This is a genomic window from Cupriavidus sp., from assembly GCF_057315035.1.
Genome location: NZ_DBHKYV010000044.1, coordinates 49864 through 66045 on the forward strand (window position 1 = coordinate 49864; position 16182 = coordinate 66045).

15 protein-coding genes and 1 pseudogene are annotated in these 16182 nt (G+C 64.1%); 7 read left to right on the forward strand and 9 right to left on the reverse strand.

Annotated features, from left to right (window positions below):
• Positions 1-172: 172 nt before the first annotated feature.
• Positions 173-913: a phosphoglycolate phosphatase gene (gph, locus tag ACO550_RS33550; protein WP_315596849.1), complete on the reverse strand. Its 741-nt coding sequence runs from the start codon at positions 911-913 to the stop codon at positions 173-175.
• 10 nt (positions 914-923) lie between these two features.
• The gene (gene rpe, locus ACO550_RS33555; RefSeq protein ID WP_315596850.1) at positions 924-1625 is read right to left on the reverse strand and encodes a ribulose-phosphate 3-epimerase; all 702 of its coding nucleotides are present in this window, start codon (positions 1623-1625) and stop codon (positions 924-926) included.
• Positions 1626-1817: 192 nt separating this feature from the next.
• Between rpe and apaG the strand changes: the two genes are divergently transcribed.
• Positions 1818-2192, forward strand: a complete 375-nt coding sequence (gene apaG / locus ACO550_RS33560) for a Co2+/Mg2+ efflux protein ApaG (RefSeq protein WP_315596851.1) — start codon at positions 1818-1820, stop codon at positions 2190-2192.
• A 48-nt stretch (positions 2193-2240) separates the two neighbouring features.
• Here the strand turns inward: apaG and ACO550_RS33565 are convergent, their stop codons facing one another.
• Positions 2241-2438 carry a hypothetical protein gene (locus ACO550_RS33565; RefSeq protein WP_315596852.1) on the reverse strand — a complete coding sequence of 66 codons (198 nt, stop codon included), beginning with the start codon at positions 2436-2438 and terminating at the stop codon, positions 2241-2243.
• Between the two features lie 53 nt (positions 2439-2491).
• Between ACO550_RS33565 and mltA the strand changes: the two genes are divergently transcribed.
• Together mltA and cobA are read left to right on the forward strand one after the other, a co-directional pair.
• Positions 2492-3631, forward strand: a complete 1140-nt coding sequence (mltA, locus tag ACO550_RS33570) for a murein transglycosylase A (protein WP_315596853.1) — start codon at positions 2492-2494, stop codon at positions 3629-3631.
• A 165-nt stretch (positions 3632-3796) separates the two neighbouring features.
• Positions 3797-4600 (forward strand): uroporphyrinogen-III C-methyltransferase, encoded by an 804-nt coding sequence (gene cobA / locus ACO550_RS33575; protein WP_315596854.1) that lies wholly within the window; start codon positions 3797-3799, stop codon positions 4598-4600.
• An 82-nt stretch (positions 4601-4682) separates the two neighbouring features.
• Here cobA and ACO550_RS33580 read toward each other — a convergent pair whose 3' ends face one another.
• Both ACO550_RS33580 and ACO550_RS33585 read right to left on the reverse strand, forming a co-directional pair.
• On the reverse strand, positions 4683-6968 hold the full coding sequence (locus ACO550_RS33580; RefSeq protein ID WP_315596855.1) for a cbb3-type cytochrome c oxidase subunit I: 2286 nt from the start codon (positions 6966-6968) through the stop codon (positions 4683-4685).
• 25 nt (positions 6969-6993) lie between these two features.
• A pseudogene (locus ACO550_RS33585) lies at positions 6994-7449 on the reverse strand (hemerythrin domain-containing protein); the annotation flags it as partial.
• A gap of 181 nt (positions 7450-7630) precedes the next feature.
• On the opposite strand from ACO550_RS33585, the gene norR reads away from it, so the two are divergent.
• Positions 7631-9244 (forward strand): nitric oxide reductase transcriptional regulator NorR, encoded by a 1614-nt coding sequence (norR, locus tag ACO550_RS33590; RefSeq protein ID WP_315598818.1) that lies wholly within the window; start codon positions 7631-7633, stop codon positions 9242-9244.
• 2 nt (positions 9245-9246) lie between these two features.
• Here the strand turns inward: norR and paaK are convergent, their stop codons facing one another.
• From paaK to ACO550_RS33610, 4 genes are all read right to left on the reverse strand, one after another.
• Positions 9247-10551 (reverse strand): phenylacetate--CoA ligase PaaK, encoded by a 1305-nt coding sequence (gene paaK / locus ACO550_RS33595; RefSeq protein WP_315598819.1) that lies wholly within the window; start codon positions 10549-10551, stop codon positions 9247-9249.
• A 71-nt stretch (positions 10552-10622) separates the two neighbouring features.
• A complete protein-coding gene (paaI, locus tag ACO550_RS33600; protein ID WP_315598820.1) occupies positions 10623-11063 on the reverse strand; it encodes a hydroxyphenylacetyl-CoA thioesterase PaaI in 441 nt (146 codons plus the stop codon).
• A 27-nt stretch (positions 11064-11090) separates the two neighbouring features.
• Positions 11091-11933 carry a 2-(1,2-epoxy-1,2-dihydrophenyl)acetyl-CoA isomerase PaaG gene (gene paaG, locus ACO550_RS33605; protein ID WP_315598821.1) on the reverse strand — a complete coding sequence of 281 codons (843 nt, stop codon included), beginning with the start codon at positions 11931-11933 and terminating at the stop codon, positions 11091-11093.
• A gap of 137 nt (positions 11934-12070) precedes the next feature.
• Entirely contained in the window at positions 12071-13009 is a 939-nt protein-coding gene (locus tag ACO550_RS33610; RefSeq protein ID WP_315598822.1) for a LysR substrate-binding domain-containing protein, read from the reverse strand.
• Positions 13010-13126: 117 nt separating this feature from the next.
• Between ACO550_RS33610 and ACO550_RS33615 the strand changes: the two genes are divergently transcribed.
• The 3 genes from ACO550_RS33615 (at position 13127) to ACO550_RS33625 (ending at position 15906) form a co-directional block, all read left to right on the forward strand.
• On the forward strand, positions 13127-13930 hold the full coding sequence (locus ACO550_RS33615) for an HpcH/HpaI aldolase family protein (RefSeq protein ID WP_315598823.1): 804 nt from the start codon (positions 13127-13129) through the stop codon (positions 13928-13930).
• Between the two features lie 43 nt (positions 13931-13973).
• A complete protein-coding gene (locus tag ACO550_RS33620) occupies positions 13974-14954 on the forward strand; it encodes a tripartite tricarboxylate transporter substrate-binding protein (protein ID WP_315598824.1) in 981 nt (326 codons plus the stop codon).
• A 175-nt stretch (positions 14955-15129) separates the two neighbouring features.
• Positions 15130-15906, forward strand: a complete 777-nt coding sequence (locus ACO550_RS33625; RefSeq protein ID WP_315598825.1) for an enoyl-CoA hydratase — start codon at positions 15130-15132, stop codon at positions 15904-15906.
• Positions 15907-16182: the final 276 nt, after the last annotated feature.

Here is a 16182-nt window from a genome sequence, read left to right on the forward strand (position 1 = left end):
TCCCGGCAAGCCCGTCAGGAAACTCGCGAACGCACTTTACGCCTGTTCAGAGGCGCGCCAGCGACGCCAGGGCCAAGCCTGCCGATCACTGCCAGAAAAGATGCGTTTGCGGTTGAGGAACATTGATGGTGTTCGGCTGAGTTTTTGTGGATTCAGCGTTGTTCAGCGTGTTTCAACGTGGTTTTGACCGGGATGCGGCAAGAAGTGCCGCCACGCGGGCAATGTCGGCGACTATACCATCGGCGTCGACGGCTTGTACAGGGTTGCCATGGTTGTAGCCATAGGGCATCAGCAGCACTCCCATGCCGGCCGCGCGGGCCGCGCGGGCGTCGTTTTCGGAGTCGCCGATGGCCAGCACCGCCGCCGGATCGAGGTGGAATGCCTCGGCCACCTTGAGCAGCGGGTGCGGGTCGGGCTTGCGCAGCGCAAACGCATCGCCGCCGTAGACCAGCTCGAAGTATTGCCCCAGGCCGGTCTTGGCCAGCAGCGGTTCCGTGAAGTTCCAGGGCTTGTTGGTCACGCAGGCCATGCGCAGTCCCAGGCCCTTCAGCGCCGCCAGTCCTTCGCGCACGTTCGGGTAGACATTCGAGAACTGGCCGTTGATGCGCACATATTCGCGGTCGTAGAGCGCATAGGCGTCGGCAAACAGCCCGTTGGCGTGCAGCGGGCTGAAACGGGCGTCCAGCACGCGGCGGATCAGGTTTTCCGAACCCTTGCCGACGAAGTTGACGATCTCCTGCGCGGACATCGGCTCCACCGGACCCAGGTTCGGATGCTGGTGGACCAGTGCCAGCAGCATTGCATTGACCGACGCATGGAAGTCGCCGGCCGTATCCACCATGGTGCCGTCCAGGTCGACGATCACCGCCTGGATGCCGCTCCAGTCCGTGCGGCGCAGGATTTCGTTGCTCATCGGCCGGTCCTTACTTGCCAGCCTTGGCCAGCTCGCCGCGCAGCGCGCCGATGATGCCCTTGTAGCCGCCATCGGCGTCAGGCTTGCCGAACACGGCCGAGCCAGCCACGAACGTATCGGCGCCGGCGGCGGCAATCTCGGCGATGTTGTCCACCTTCACGCCGCCATCCACTTCCAGCAGGATCTGGCGGCCGGTGCGCGCCGTGTAGGCATCGATGCGCTGGCGCACGGCGCGCAGCTTGTTCAGCGTCTCGGGAATGAACGACTGTCCGCCAAAACCGGGATTCACCGACATCAGCAGGATCACGTCCAGACGGTCCATCACATGGTCCAGGTGATGCAGCGACGTGGCCGGGTTGAACACCAGCCCGGCCTGGCAGCCGTGGTCGCGGATCAGTGCCAGCGAGCGGTCGACGTGGTCGCTGGCTTCCGGGTGGAACGTAATGATATTGGCGCCAGCCTTGGCGAAGTCGGGGATGATGCGGTCCACCGGGCGCACCATCAGGTGCACGTCGATCGGGGCCGTCACGTGCGGGCGGATCGCCTCGCAGACCAGCGGGCCCACGGTCAGGTTGGGCACGTAGTGGTTGTCCATCACGTCGAAGTGGATCCAGTCGGCGCCGGCTTCGGTGACACGGCGCACTTCCTCGCCCAGGCGGGCAAAGTCGGCGGACAGGATGGACGGGGCGATGCGGTAGGTGGGCTGGCTCATGGCGTTTCAGGCTCTGAAGGCGGCGGATGCGGGGTGATTCCTCAGGAATGGCGCGTATTTTACCCCTGTCGTGTGCCGGGCAATCCCGGATTGCCCGCTTGCCGCTGCCAAGGGCTTGCCGCACAATGCGGACACCCCGGCCGCGCCCCCTCAGCGGGGCGCGGTCCGCCGACCATCCTCATCCGTCGAAAAATGAGCGAGTACGCTTTTTCCGTGGCAGTGCGCACCCAGTACATGGCCGACCAGTCGGACCCGGACCGCGGGCGCTACGCGTTTGCCTACACCATCACCATCCACAATACCGGCGAAGTGGCCGCGCAGCTGATTTCGCGCCACTGGGTCATCACCGACAGCGAAAATGCCACGCAGGAGGTTGCGGGGCTTGGCGTGGTGGGCCATCAGCCGCTGCTCAAGCCGGGCGAGCATTTCGAATACTCGAGCTGGGCCACGATCTCGACCCCGGTTGGATCAATGAAGGGCGATTACTTCTGCGTGGCCGAAGACGGCCATCGCTTCGAGGTACCGATCCCCGAATTCGCGCTGGTACTGCCTCGCATGCTGCATTGAGCCATTGGTCACCCAACCGTCGCGCCTGTAGCGCGCGGGCCGGGGAACCTACGCCTCCGGCGGGCGGTCTGCGTCCTTCGGAGCCTCACCGGCGCGCGACGGGTGGTCTTGCGGTGCGCGCGTGGGCCGCGGATGCTTTTTTGCCGTGCCCATGGTCCAGACCACGATAAAGATCAACAGCAACAGCGCCACGCCGGCCTCGGCGGCCAGCAGCAGGGTGGGATGGTTTTCGAAGAACTGGCTCATCGCGATGGGGGCAGTCGACGGATCGGCTTGAGATTGTAGAGAAAACGGACAAGATGGCATATCAGGACTTCATGCGCGCGCGCCGCGCGCCCCGCGAGAATTCGCACGGCTGGCTGGCGCTCGCGTCATCGGCAGTGGGCGCCGCGTTGCTGGCCGGTTGCATGAGCGGGCCGCCGCCGCGCATCCAGGGTCCAGGTACCACTGGCACCACCGCGCCTTCCACTTCGCCCACCGCAGGGCGCCTGCAACCGGCCAGCTGGGCCGAGATCGGTGGCTGGAGCCAGGACGATGTGCGCGCGGCGTGGCCGGCGCTGCAGGCCAGCTGCCAGGCATTGAAGAAAAAGCCGGAATGGAACCGGGTTTGCGCGGTCGGCCTGATGGTCGATGCCGGCGACCTCGGCGCCATGCGCAGCTACTTCGAAAGCAATTTCCAGCCGTATCGCGTGATCAACGTGGACGGTACCGATAGCGGCCTGATCACGGGCTACTACGAGCCGATCCTGCACGGGTCGCGTACCCGGCAGGGGCAATACCAGGTGCCGCTGTATCGCCGTCCGGCCCAGCTGGGGCGTGGCGCGCTGCCGGCGCGTGCCGAACTGCTGCAGAACCCTGCGATGCGCGGCAACGAACTGGTCTATGTGGATGACGCGGTGGAGGCAGCCTTCCTGCAGATCCAGGGGTCGGGGCGTATTCGCCTGCCCGATGGCACGCTGATGCGGGTCGGGTTTGGCGGTACCAATGACCAGCCGTTCCGCTCGTTCGGCAAATGGCTGCTCGATCGTGGCGAGCTCACGTCGGCGCAGGCCACCATGCAGGGCATCAAGGCCTGGGCGCGCAACAACCCGGGCCGCGTGGACGAGATGCTCAACGTGAACCCGCGCTTCGTGTTCTTCCGCGAACTGCCGCCCAATAACGACGGACCGGTCGGTGCGCTTGGAGTACCGCTCACGGCGGAACGCTCGATTGCCGTCGACCCGGCCACGATCCCGCTGGGTGTGCCGGTGTTCCTGTCCACCACGCGCCCGTTGTCGACCGAGCCAATCCAGCGCCTGATGTTTGCGCAGGACACGGGCTCCGCCATCAAGGGCGGCGTGCGTGCCGACTTCTTCTGGGGCGCTGGCGACGCGGCCGGTGAAACGGCTGGCCGCATGAAGCAGGGCGGCCGCATGTGGGTGCTGATGCCACGCAGCTGAGTCTTGCTCACGGACTGCTTCCACGCCGCATCGGAAAAGTTCTATGCGATCTCGCAACGGTTGACTGTCGTCAAGTGCAAAATCGTGGTTCTTCACGATGATGGCAACCCGAAGTTCTGACTACGCATTCCTTGGGTACGCGCTATCGAACTGACAGGTGAGACGATGGAACACCACGACATGCGGCGGCTGGGCAAGGTGTGGCTGGTAGGCGTGGGACCTGGCGATCCGGACCTGGTGACGGTCAAGGCTGCGCGCGCACTGGCCGAGGCCCAGGTTTGGCTGATCGATGATCTGGTGCCCGCCACCATGCAGCGCCATGCGCGTCCCGGTACGGAGATGATTTCCGTCGGCAAGCGCGGCGGACACCTTTCCACAAGTCAGTCCAGCATCGACGCGCAGGCGCTGGCCCATGCGCGCGCGGGGCGCTGCGTGGCGCGCGTGAAAGGCGGCGATCCGTTGCTGTTCGGGCGCGGTGGCGAGGAAGCATCGTTTCTGCGCGCACACGGGCTTGAAGTCGAAGTGGTCAATGGCATCAGCAGTGGCATGGCCGCGGCGCAGGCGCTGGGCATCGCGTTGACGCATCGCGCGCATTGCCACGGCGTGACCTTCGTGACCGCGCATACGTGTGACGACGGCGATCCGGACTGGCATGCACTGGCCGCCGGCGGCACCACGCTCGTGATCTACATGGGCATGCGCCGTATCGCGGCGATACGTGATGCGCTGTTGCGGGCCGGTATGCGTCCGGACATGCCGGCCGGCGTGGTGATGCATGCGAGTTGTGCCGATGAGCGTCACTGGACCGGCACGTTGGCCACCTTGACCGACGCCGTCGCCGAAGGCTTGTGCAGCCCGTCAATCATCCTGATCGGCGAAGTCGTCGGGACCGTTTGCATGCCGTCGGTTGTCTCCCCTCTCCCGCATGGCGGGAGAGGGGCGGGGGAGAGGGCCAGCGGTTCAAACTGAGACAGGTCGCAACTCGAACCTCATGCCCTCACCCCCAACCCCTCTCCCGCGCTGCGGGAGAGGGGAGCCAGGCAGCGGTGAATCAAGAGGGCATTGCCGCACGACCCTCCCGAACCTCCCTTGCCGGACCACGCGTGAACAGTCCCAGCACCACCTGCCATGCAAACGTCAGCGCGCCTACCAGGAAAACAATGTCGCCGAACGTGCGTACCCAGCGCAGCGTCTGCAGCAGCGGTTGCTGCACGAACGCTTCGCTGCGGGCATACCAGAGGCCTTCGCTGATACTGGCCAGCGCCTGGATGATGCCCACCGGCAGCAGGCTCGTACCGATCATCAGCACCAGGCCACCATTGAGTCCCCAGAACGCGATCGACATCAGGCGCGGATTCAACGCATGGGCGGGACGAACATAGCGCAGCACCAGCAGCGTAAAGCCCAGCGCCAGGAAGCCATAGACGCCGAACAGCGCGGCATGCGCATGAACCGGGGTGGTGTTGAGGCCTTGTACGTAGTAGAGCGAGATCGGTGGATTGATCATGAAGCCGAATACCCCGGCGCCGAGCATGTTCCAGAACGCGACGGCGGTAAAGCACATCAGCGGCCAGCGCAAATTGGCCATCCATGGTGCGCGGGTCTTCAGACGCCAGTTCTCCCAGGCTTCATGGCCGAGCACGATCAGCGGCATGACCTCCAGCGCGGAGAACGTGGCGCCAATGGCCATCACGGGCGTGGTGGTGCCGGCGAAGTACAGGTGGTGGAACGTTCCCGGAATACCGCCGAGCATGAACAGCGACGCGGATGCCAGGCTGGCGGCGGTGGCCATGGGTCGTGACACCAGTCCCAAGGTGGAGAAGATGAAGGCGAGCGCCGTAGTGGCAAATACTTCGAAGAAGCCTTCCACCCACAGGTGCACCACCCACCAGCGCCAGTACTCCATCACGGTCAGGCTGGTGCGTTCGCCATAGAACAGGCCCGCGCCGTAGAACAGGCCGATGGCCACCACCGACGATGTCAGCAGTGCCAGCAGGTTCTTGTCACCGGCACCGCGTGCGCGCAGCGCCGGAGCAATGCCGCGCATCATCAGCACCAGCCAGATCACGATGCCGGCGAACTTGCCGATTTGCCACAGGCGCCCCAGGTCGACATATTCATAACCCTGGTGGCCGAGCCAGAAGTTCAGGTGTGGCGGCATCTTCTGCGCAATGGCCAGGTAGTTGCCCGCGAAGGACCCGACCACGACCACCACCAGCGCCCAGAACAGGACATCGACACCAAGCTTCTGATACTTCGGGTCCTTGCCACCGTGGATCAGCGGTGCCAGGAACAGGCCGGCGGCCAGGAAGCCCGTGGCGATCCAGAACAGGGCGCTCTGGATATGCCAAGTGCGCACCAGTGCGTACGGGAACCACTGCGATAAATCGATGCCGTAGAACTTCTGTCCTTCAACCGTGTAGTGCGCGGTGAAACCGCCGATCAGCACCTGGAACGCGAACAGCGCCACCACCAGGAACAGGTACTTGCCAAGCGCACGCTGCGATGGCGTGAGCGCGAACGTCGACAACGGGTCGCGCGCCGGTGCGGGCGGCAGAGGTTCTTCCTTGCCGCGCAGGAATGCCCACGCCCAGATCAGCAGGCCCACGCCTGCCAGCAATACCACCACGCTGGCAATCGACCAGACCACGTTTTCCGCGGTGGGATGGTTGCCGATCAGCGGTTCATGCGGCCAGTTGTTGGTGTAGGTGGCAAGGTATCCGGGCCGCTCCGTGGCGGCCGCCCAGGCGGTCCAGAAGAAGAAATGCGTGAGCTGCGTACGCCGTTCGAACGAGGGCAGCGTGTTCTCCTTCATCGCGAAATTCTCGCGGCTCTTATGCAGTTCAGGGGCATCGGAGAACAGGCGCCGGTAATAGTCGGCCGTGATCTCGATAGCCCTGGCACGCCGTGGCGATACTGTCAGCACGTTGGCAGCCGCATCGGTGTGGTTGCCGCGATATTCGTCCTTCAGATGCGCGCGCAGTGCGGCTTGCTCGCCGGAATCGAGCGCGGTGAAATCCTTGCCATGCTGCTCGTGCGCGGCGAGGTCCAGCCACGCGGTCAGTTCGCGATGCAGCCAGTCAGCGGTCCAGTCCGGCGCCTGATAGGCACCGTGACCCCAGATCGAGCCAAGCTGCATGCCGCCGACGGACTGCCATGCGGTCTGTCCGTCGAGGATGTCTTCGGATGTGAAGAGCGTGGTGCCGTCGGTGGTAACGACCTTTGCCGGAATTGGCGGCTGCTGTCGGTAGACCTCGGAACCGTAGTAGCCAAGCAGTGAGAACGTGATCGCCAGCACGGCGATCAATGTGAACCATAGTTTCTTGTAGGGGCCCATGATGGTGGCTCAGCAGACAGTGGGGTCAGTGGGTGCGCGCGGTGGGGCGCACGGCGTTCTCGAACAGCACGTCGTTTTCCAACTGGATGTGTTCCCTGAGGTCATCGCGGAACGTGCGCAGGCCCAGGTAGAGCGTGCGCCACGTGTTGCAGGCCGATTGCGGCAGCGCGAGATCGTGTGTGAGATCGGATAGACGTTGCAACGCCACGCCATGGTCGTCGTGCTCCATGCGCATCACCGTGATCGGTGCGGCCGCCATTGCGCCCATGCCGCGTGCCAGCATCGGGAACAGCACTTGCTCTTCCTTCTGCATATGGCTCAGCAGTTCCTGGAACATGACATTCAGGTGATCGGCCAGCCCGGCCGGGCACTCGGGACGATCACCGTGCACTTCTTCCACGCGCCGTGCCAGCCGGATCAGTTCGGGCAACTGTTCGCGATGGCGTTCGTGGAAGCGCGTCAGGATAAAACTGATCAGTTCGTCAGTAGGCAACTGGTTTTGCATGCTCATGATTTGCTCCTTCTCAATAAATGCATGCGTTTCCTGTGCGATTCTTGTGCCTGACAGAAATCTTTAAAGATTCAATGATTTACCTTTCGGCAGGGTGATTTGAACCGCCGCCGGCCATGGTGAATCCAACCGCACGAGGGTGTTTTTGACCATGATTGCCGAACTTCTTTTGGCCAACCTACTGTTGGCCGACCTAAGCGCGGATCTGCCGCAAGCGGTACGCATGCAGCGGCTGGTGGGCAGCCTGCGCGCGCATTTCCGTTGCGGCGCCGTGGCGTTGCTGCACCTTGAGGAAGACCATCTGCGCCCGGTGGCTGTGGATGGGCTGGTACGCGACGCGCTGGGGCGCCGCTTCGCGGTTGGTTTGCATCCACGTCTGGCGGCCATTCTGGCGCGGCGTGGCGTTACCTGTTTCCATCACGACAGCGCGTTGCCGGACCCCTATGACGGGCTGATCGACGCGCATGTGGGCGAGCCGCTGCCGGTGCACGATTGCATGGGCATCAGCCTGGAGATGGAAGGCAAGTCCTGGGGAGTACTGACGCTCGACGCGCTGCAGGTGGGCACGTTCACCGAGGCCGCGCAGGATGCATTGCAGCGGCTGACGCCGGTTATCGAATCCGCGATCCGCGTGTCACGGCTGGAGGCCGAGATCCGCGCGCTACGCCAGGGGCGCATCGACGAGCCTGCTGGCGACGGGGGGCGTGACGAAGGCGAAATCATCGGCCAGAGCGAAGCCATTGGCCATCTGCTGCACGAACTGCGCGTGGTTGCCGATTCAGACCTTCCGGTATTGCTGCTCGGCGAAACCGGCGTGGGCAAGGAGTTGTTCGCACATCGGTTGCATCGGTTGTCGCGCCGACGTAACCGGCCATTGATCCATGTGAACTGCGCGGCGTTGCCGGAATCGCTGGCCGAAAGCGAATTATTCGGTCATGCACGCGGCGCGTTCTCGGGCGCTACCGGCGAGCGGCCCGGGCGTTTCGAGGCTGCCGATGGCGGCACGCTGTTCCTCGATGAAGTGGGTGAGCTGCCGCTGTCGATCCAGGCGAAGCTCTTGCGCACGCTGCAGAACGGCGAGATCCAGCGGCTGGGCTCGGATCGCCCGCGTCGCGTCGATGTGCGCGTGATCGCCGCTACCAATCGGCGTCTGCGCGAACACGTGCGTGACGGATCGTTCCGGGCCGATCTGTATCACCGTCTGTCCGTCTATCCGATTCCGATTCCGCCTTTGCGTGAGCGCGACAACGATGTGTTGCTGCTGGCCGGTCATTTCCTCGAACTGAATCGTGCGCGGCTGGGCTTGCGTAGCTTGCGGTTGTCCGCTGCGGCGCAGGACGCATTGCGCCGCTATCCGTGGCCGGGCAATGTGCGCGAACTCGAACACGTGATCAGCCGTGCGGCACTGAAGCTCGTGAGCCGTGGCGCCAGCCGCAATGACATCGTGACGCTCGATGCCGACCTGTTTGCCGACTTGTTTGCCGACCTGATTGATCTGGACGGGCTGGTCACGCCCGGCGACCTGCCTTGCGAGCCCGCGGTGGTGGATGTGGCAACGGCTGCGGCGCCAACGCTACGGGATGCCGTCGATTCATGCCAGCGCCGTTGCATCGAACAGGCGCTGCTGGCGCAGCACGGCAATTGGGCGCAGGCCGCCCGCCAGCTTGGCGTGGACGCCAGCAACCTGCACAAGCTGGCCAGGCGGCTGGGGTACAAGCGCGATGAAAACCCGCGCCATTCACGTCGGCTGGCGCAGGCGTCGTAGTGCTAGCGCGGCCGGTTGTCGACGATGCGGCGCGCCTTGCCTACCGATCGTTCAACGCCCCCTTCGGGCAGGATCTCGATACCTGCCGAGACACCGATGTAGGACTTGATGTCTTGCGCGAGCAGCGCTTGCGCCCGGCCGGCGATCGATGGATCGGCGCCATGCGCGCATTCGACGCGCACGGTCAGCGTGTCGAGCGGTCCTTCCTTGTTCAGCACGCATTGATAGTGCGGCGCCAGCTCGCCATGCTTCAGGATCAGTTCCTCGATCTGTGACGGAAACACGTTCACGCCACGCACGATCATCATGTCGTCGGTGCGGCCAGTGATCTTTTCCATGCGACGGAAGGCGGCGCGCGCGGTGCCCGGCAACAGGCGCGTGAGGTCGCGCGTGCGATAACGCACCACGGGCATTGCTTCCTTGGTCAGCGACGTGAAGACGAGCTCGCCGAATTGGCCGTCAGGCAGTACCTCGCCAGTATCGGGATCGATGATCTCCGGGTAGAAGTGGTCTTCCCAGATGGTCGGGCCGTCCTTGGTTTCGGCGCACTCGTTGGCCACGCCCGGGCCCATTACCTCCGATAGCCCATAGATGTCGACCGCCGAGATTGCCATGCGCTTTTCGATGGCCAATCGCATTTCCGGCGTCCAAGGTTCGGCGCCGAAGATGCCGATGCGCAGCGATGTCGAGGCCGGGTCGATGCCCTGCCGTTCGAGCTCGTCGGCAATGGCCAGCATATAGCTGGGCGTCACCATGATGATCTCGGGGCGGAAGTCCTGGATCAGCTGGACCTGCCGCTCGGTTTGCCCGCCACCGAACGGTATCGCGGTCAGGCCGGCTTTCTCCACGCCGTAGTGCGCGCCAAGGCCGCCCGTGAAGAGTCCGTAGCCATAGCTGATGTGGACCTTGTCGCCGTGCCGCGCGCCCGAGGCCCGGATCGAGCGCGCCATGACCGTGGCCCAGGTATCGATGTCGCGCAGCGTATAGCCGACCACGGTGGGCTTGCCGGTGGTGCCCGAAGACGCATGCACGCGCGCGATGCGGTCCTGCGGCACGGCGAACATGCCAAACGGATAGTTGTCGCGCAGGTCCTGCTTGGTCGTGAACGGAAAGCGCGCCAGGTCGGCCAGTGACTTGATCTGGTCGGGATGCACACCGGCCTCGTCGAACTTGCGGCGGTAGACCGGCGAGTTGTCGTAGGCATGGCGCAGCGACCACTGCAGGCGTTCGAGCTGCAGGGCCTGGAGGGCCTGCCGGCTGGCGGTCTCGATCGGCTCCAGGGGCAGATCGGTGAGGCGCGTACTCATGTATGTCTCCACGTTCGGGAACGGTTGCGCTACGTTGGCGCAGGGTACGGCATTGCGTCGGGCGTCTGGCGTCAGGCCTCGGTGGCTGGAATCACATGCCCCTTGATCTGGGCCGACTTGCCGCGAAACATGGCCACGGGTTCGCCGGCACGATTGGTCACCTTGATGTCATAGACGCCGTGGCGGCCCGACAGGATCTGTTCCACGGCCTCGGCGGTCAGCACATCGCCACCATGCACGGGGCGCAGGAATTCGATAGTGCAGCCTGCTGCCACGGTATTGATATTGTGGCTGTTGCAGGCGAACGCAAAGGCCGAGTCCGCCAGCGTGAACATCAGGCCACCATGGCAGATCGCATGGCCATTCAGGAATTCGGGGCGTACCGGCATCGACAAGCGCGCATAACCGGGGCGCGTCTCTTCGATGACCATGCCCAGCCAGCGGCTGCAGGCATCGGTTTCGTACATGGCCTTGGCGGTGGCCTCGGCCAGTGCCTGGGGATCTTGGGTCAAGCGGGTCTCCTTCGCGGGGAACGGCAATCAGGCGCCGGTAAAGCGGGGCGCGCGCTTTTCGAGAAAGGCGTTCACGCCCTCGGTGTAGTCGTGCGAATTGCCGAGCCGGCGTTGCAGGTCGCGTTCAAGATCGAGCTGTGCACCGAAGGTGTTCGTGGCGCTGGCGTGCATGGACTGCTTGATGGCCGCCAATGCGCGCGTGGGCTGTGCCGCCAGATGCGTGGCCAGCGCCATGGCCTGTTCAGGCAGCAGCGGATCGTCCATGGCTTCCCAGATCAGGCCCCATTTCTCGGCCTCCTCCGCGCTGAGCTTGTCGCCCGTCATCGCCAGACCCATCGCGCGCGCCATGCCAAGCCGCTTGGGAAGCAGCCATGTGCCGCCGGAATCGGGCACCAGGCCAATCTTGACGAATGCCTGGATAAAACTCGCCGACTTCGCTGCCAGCACCATGTCGCAGGCCAGCGCCAGGTTGGCGCCGGCACCTGCGGCCGTGCCATTGACCGCCGCGATCACCGGCAGCGGCAGGGCTTGCAGGCGGCGTACCAGCGGGTTGAACCAGGTATCGATCAGTTCGCCGAGATCGGTGGCGTTGCCCGGTGTGAAATCGAGATCAGCCAGGTCCTGGCCGGCGCAGAAGCCACGACCCGCACCAGTCAGCAGCAAGGCGCGGGCACCGCCACTTTCCACGTGATCCAGCGCCTGGACCAGTGCGCGGTGCATGTCGCGCGTAAAGCTGTTGAGCTTGTCGGGACGGTTGAGCGTAACCACGGCCACGTCGCCTTGCCAGCGCAGCAGGATGGGGCCGGATTCGAGACTGGCGCGTGCATGGGCGTGCGCCGGGGTTGGGGGCATGGTTGTCTCCTGCGCCATATGTTTCTCTCTGGGTCGGTGGATAGGTCGCACGGCCATTGTAGATAGAAGAGTGCGTGCGGAGCTTTAAATTAACCGACCAGTCGGTCGGGCAATATTAGTCGGGATGGTGGCAGGGCGCAATACCCGTCGCGCGCCTATCCCGCGGTTGCAAAGCAGGCCGCATCGACCTTGTAGCTCGCCGAGCTTTCCAGCGCCTGTTCCACGAACGGCAGCGTCATCGGGTTGCCGATTTCCTTGTGGAAGGCTACCCATAGTTCCAGCGCGGGAACATCGCGGTCGGCCAGCCGGCGAAAGACCACGCCCTTGACCGGCTGTGCCGCGGCCGAAGCCGGGACCAGCGCCACGGCGATACCGGCAGCCACCAGCGACATCACCGCATGATGGCGGGCGCCGTCGTGCATGCGGGCCGGCACCACATTGTGCTCGGCCAGCCACGTCATCATCAGGTCGTGCGTGTATTGGCCGAAGCGCCGCTCCAGCGTGGCCAGGCTTTCGCCATGCAGGTCGCGCGCCTGAACCTTCGGGCGTGTTGCCAGGGGATGGTGTTCCGGCACGGCCAGCACATAGGGTTCGGACATCAGCCGCCGGGCCTGCAGTCGCGGATCGGTGACTGGCGGACGCAGGATCGCCACATCGAGCTCATTGCGCAGCAGCGACTGGATCATCGCTTCCGAGCTGGTTTCGCGCAGCGAATAGAGGACGCCGGGCAGGCGCGCCGAAAAGCGCCGGAGCATGTCCGGCACCAGTTCCACGGCCGAGATCGCGGTCAGGCCGATGCCGAGATGACCCACATCCTCGCCGCGGCCAGCCTGGCCGACCATCTGCCGCGCGCGATGCTCGATATCGAACAGTTTCTCGGCCTCGGCGCGCAGCACCTGGCCCGCCGGCGTCAGGCGCACGCTGCGCTTGGTGCGCTCGAACAGTTGCGCGCCAACCTGGGCCTCGAGCTGCTTGATCTGCAGGCTCAAGGGCGGCTGGGTCATGTTCAGGCGCCGTGCGGCGCGCGTGAAATTGAGTTCGTCGGCCAATACCAGGAACGACGACAGTACACGCAGTTCGAGTGGGCTATACATATACAGGATCTGTATAAATTCGATATAAAAGTAGTATTGGAAATATAACTCGCTGGTAACCAGAATGTCTTCACCTGACCGCCAAGGTGTCGGGCCGACGAAAAATCCGCGAGACACATGACCATCCAGCATCCCATCGACAATCGCCTGCCGGACCTGCTGCGCAGCGGCGAGCCCCTGCGTGGCATCTTCACCGCGCTGCCCAGCCCTGCCATCGTCGAGATGTGCGCGTACGCGGGATTCACGTTCGTCATCATCGACAACGAACACGGCGCGGCGGATTTTGAAACCACCGAGCACATGCTGCGTGCGGCGCGCGCGAGCGGGATCGTGCCCGTGGTGCGCTGCTTCCTCGAAGACATTCCGCGCGTGCTGGACATGGGCGCCAGCGGCGTGCAAGTGCCGATGATCGAGACGGCCGACGATGCGCGCGAGTTGGTCCAGCGTGTGCGTTATCCCGGCGTGGGGCGGCGGGGCAGCGCGTTCAGCGGCCGCGCCGCGGGCTATGGCGCGTTTCCGGGCGCTGCGCATACCACGCGCAGCAACCAGGGCGTGGCCCTGATCGCAATGATCGAGACCCCGCTGGGGGTGGCCAACGCGGCCGCCATTGCTGCGGTGGATGGCGTGGACGCGGTGTTCGTGGGACCCAACGACCTGGCCCACGCAATGGGCTACGGCAACAACTGGAAAGCGCCGGCCGTTGCCGCCGCGATCGAACAGGCGCTGCGTGCGGTGCACGGCGCTGGCAAGTGCGCCGGCATCATCGCGCTGACACCTGAAGACGAACGCGAATACGGTCAGTTCGGCGCGCGCTATTTCGCTACCGTGGCCACCAGCCTGATCACACAGGCTTTCCGGCAGGCCGCGCAAGCAGGGCGCGAGACGTCAGCGGATGCATCGTCCGCAGGGCTGCGCTACTGACGCCAGCGCCGGCTCACCATAAGAATTGAACTGGAGACAAACCATGAAATCAGTGCTTCGGTGCGCCATGCGCGCCGGTGTCGTGCTTGCCGGACTTTCGCTGGCGTTTTCCGCGGCGGCCGATACCTGGCCCAGCAAGCCTATCAAGTATGTGGTGCCGTTTTCGCCGGGCGGGGTCTCCGATGCCACCGCGCGGATCGTGGCCGAAGGCTTGTCACAGCGTCTTGGCCAGCCCGTTGTCATCGAGAACAAGCCGGGCGTGTCGGGCATTCTCGGCAGCCAGGCCGTGGCGCGTGCCGAACCCGATGGCTACACGATCATGGGCGGAACCATCACCACGCACGCGGTCAATCCGTTCTTCTACAAGAAGCTGGGCTATGACCCGGTCAAGGACTTCGTGCCCGTCAACCTGGTCGGCACGGTCAGCAACGTGCTGGTAGTGGCCAATGACAGCAAGTATCAGTCGGTCGATCAGATCGTTGCGGCACTCAAGGCCAAGCCGAATGGCCTGACGTTCGGCACCGCTGGGCCGGGTAGCTCGCAGCAACTGTCGGGCCAGTTGTTCCAGAGCATCACCGGTACGCAACTGCAGCAGATTTCGTACAAGGGCGGCGCATCCGCAATGACTGACCTGATTGGCGGCCAGATCGACCTGGTGTTCGAAACCGTGGCGGCCGCCAAGCCGATGCTCGACGGCAAGCGCGTGCGCGCCATCGGCGTGACGTCGACCCACGCGCTGCCGGGTCTGCCTGGCGTGCGTCCGCTGGCCGACCAGGGGCTCAAGGGTTTCGAAATGCAGTCGTGGCAGGGCATCTTCGCGCCGGCCGGCACACCCAAGCCGATCGTCGACCGGCTGGGTAGCGAAATTGCCGCCGTCGTGGCAACGCCGGCCGTGCAGCAACGGCTGCGCACGCTGGGCGTGGAGCCCGAGGGCAAGACCTCGGCCGCATTTACGGCGTTCCAGCATGCGGAAGTTGCCAAGTGGGGCAAGATCATCCGCGCCGCCGGAGTGGTGCCGGAATGAGCGCGCCCAATTCGCTCGACGCATAGGCGTACTTCGATATGGATTGGCTTGGGGTGGATCGGTTTTTGGCATGGCCGCCTGCCTGGCGGTACGGTGCCTTGACCGCTGTCACGAAGGCGGGCGAGTATCGATCCGCTGACTACGAGACAGAACCCATTCATCGCAAGGAGAAGACATGTCGTACGAGAACATCATGGTTGAGACGCGCGGCCGGGTTGGGCTGGTGACCCTCAATCGGCCCAAGGCCCTGAACGCACTCAATGACGCGCTGATGGATGAGCTGGGCGCCGCGCTGGTGGCCTTCGACCAGGATGAGGCGATCGGTTGCATCGTGATTACCGGAAGCGAGCGCGCTTTTGCGGCCGGTGCCGACATCTCCATGATGGCGAAGTACTCCTATATGGATGTCTATAAGGGCGACTACATCACCCGGAACTGGGAGACCATCCGCCGGATCCGCAAGCCGGTGATCGCGGCGGTTGCTGGCTACGCGCTGGGCGGCGGCTGCGAACTGGCGATGATGTGCGATATCGTCATTGCGGCGGACAGCGCCAAGTTCGGCCAGCCCGAGGTCAAGCTCGGCACGATGCCTGGCGCAGGCGGCACCCAGCGCCTGCCGCGCGCCGTATCGAAAGCCAAGGCCATGGACCTGTGCCTGACCGCTCGCATGATGGATGCGGCGGAAGCCGAACGCGCCGGCCTGGTGTCACGCGTGGTACCGGCTGACAAGCTGGTCGACGAAGCCCTTGCCGCGGCCGAGACCATTGCGGGCTACTCGCTGCCCGTGGTCATGATGATCAAGGAGTCGGTCAACGCTGCCTATGAGACGACTCTGAATGAAGGGGTGCATTTCGAGCGACGACTCTTCCACTCGACCTTTGCTACCGAAGACCAGAAGGAAGGCATGGCCGCATTTGTGGAGAAACGTGCACCCAATTTCAAGCATCAGTAAAACTTGATTGGGAAATACCCGAGGAGCATGCGGGGGCATTTGTCGGGCTGAAAATTAATTTTCAGCCCGATTTTCCTTTGCGATCAAGGGTTTGGTAGCTTTTTAAAAGCATTCACAGCACGTGTTCATGACATACGTGTTGCAAAGCATGAGGATCAGGCCTAATATTCGCTCCCTCGCAACACAAAGCGCTCTGCAAACGCAGCGGCGACAAGGGTTGAGGGGCAGCAGTGGGCAGGGTTGGAGAGGTTTTTCAGCGCTGACCGGCAGAGAAAA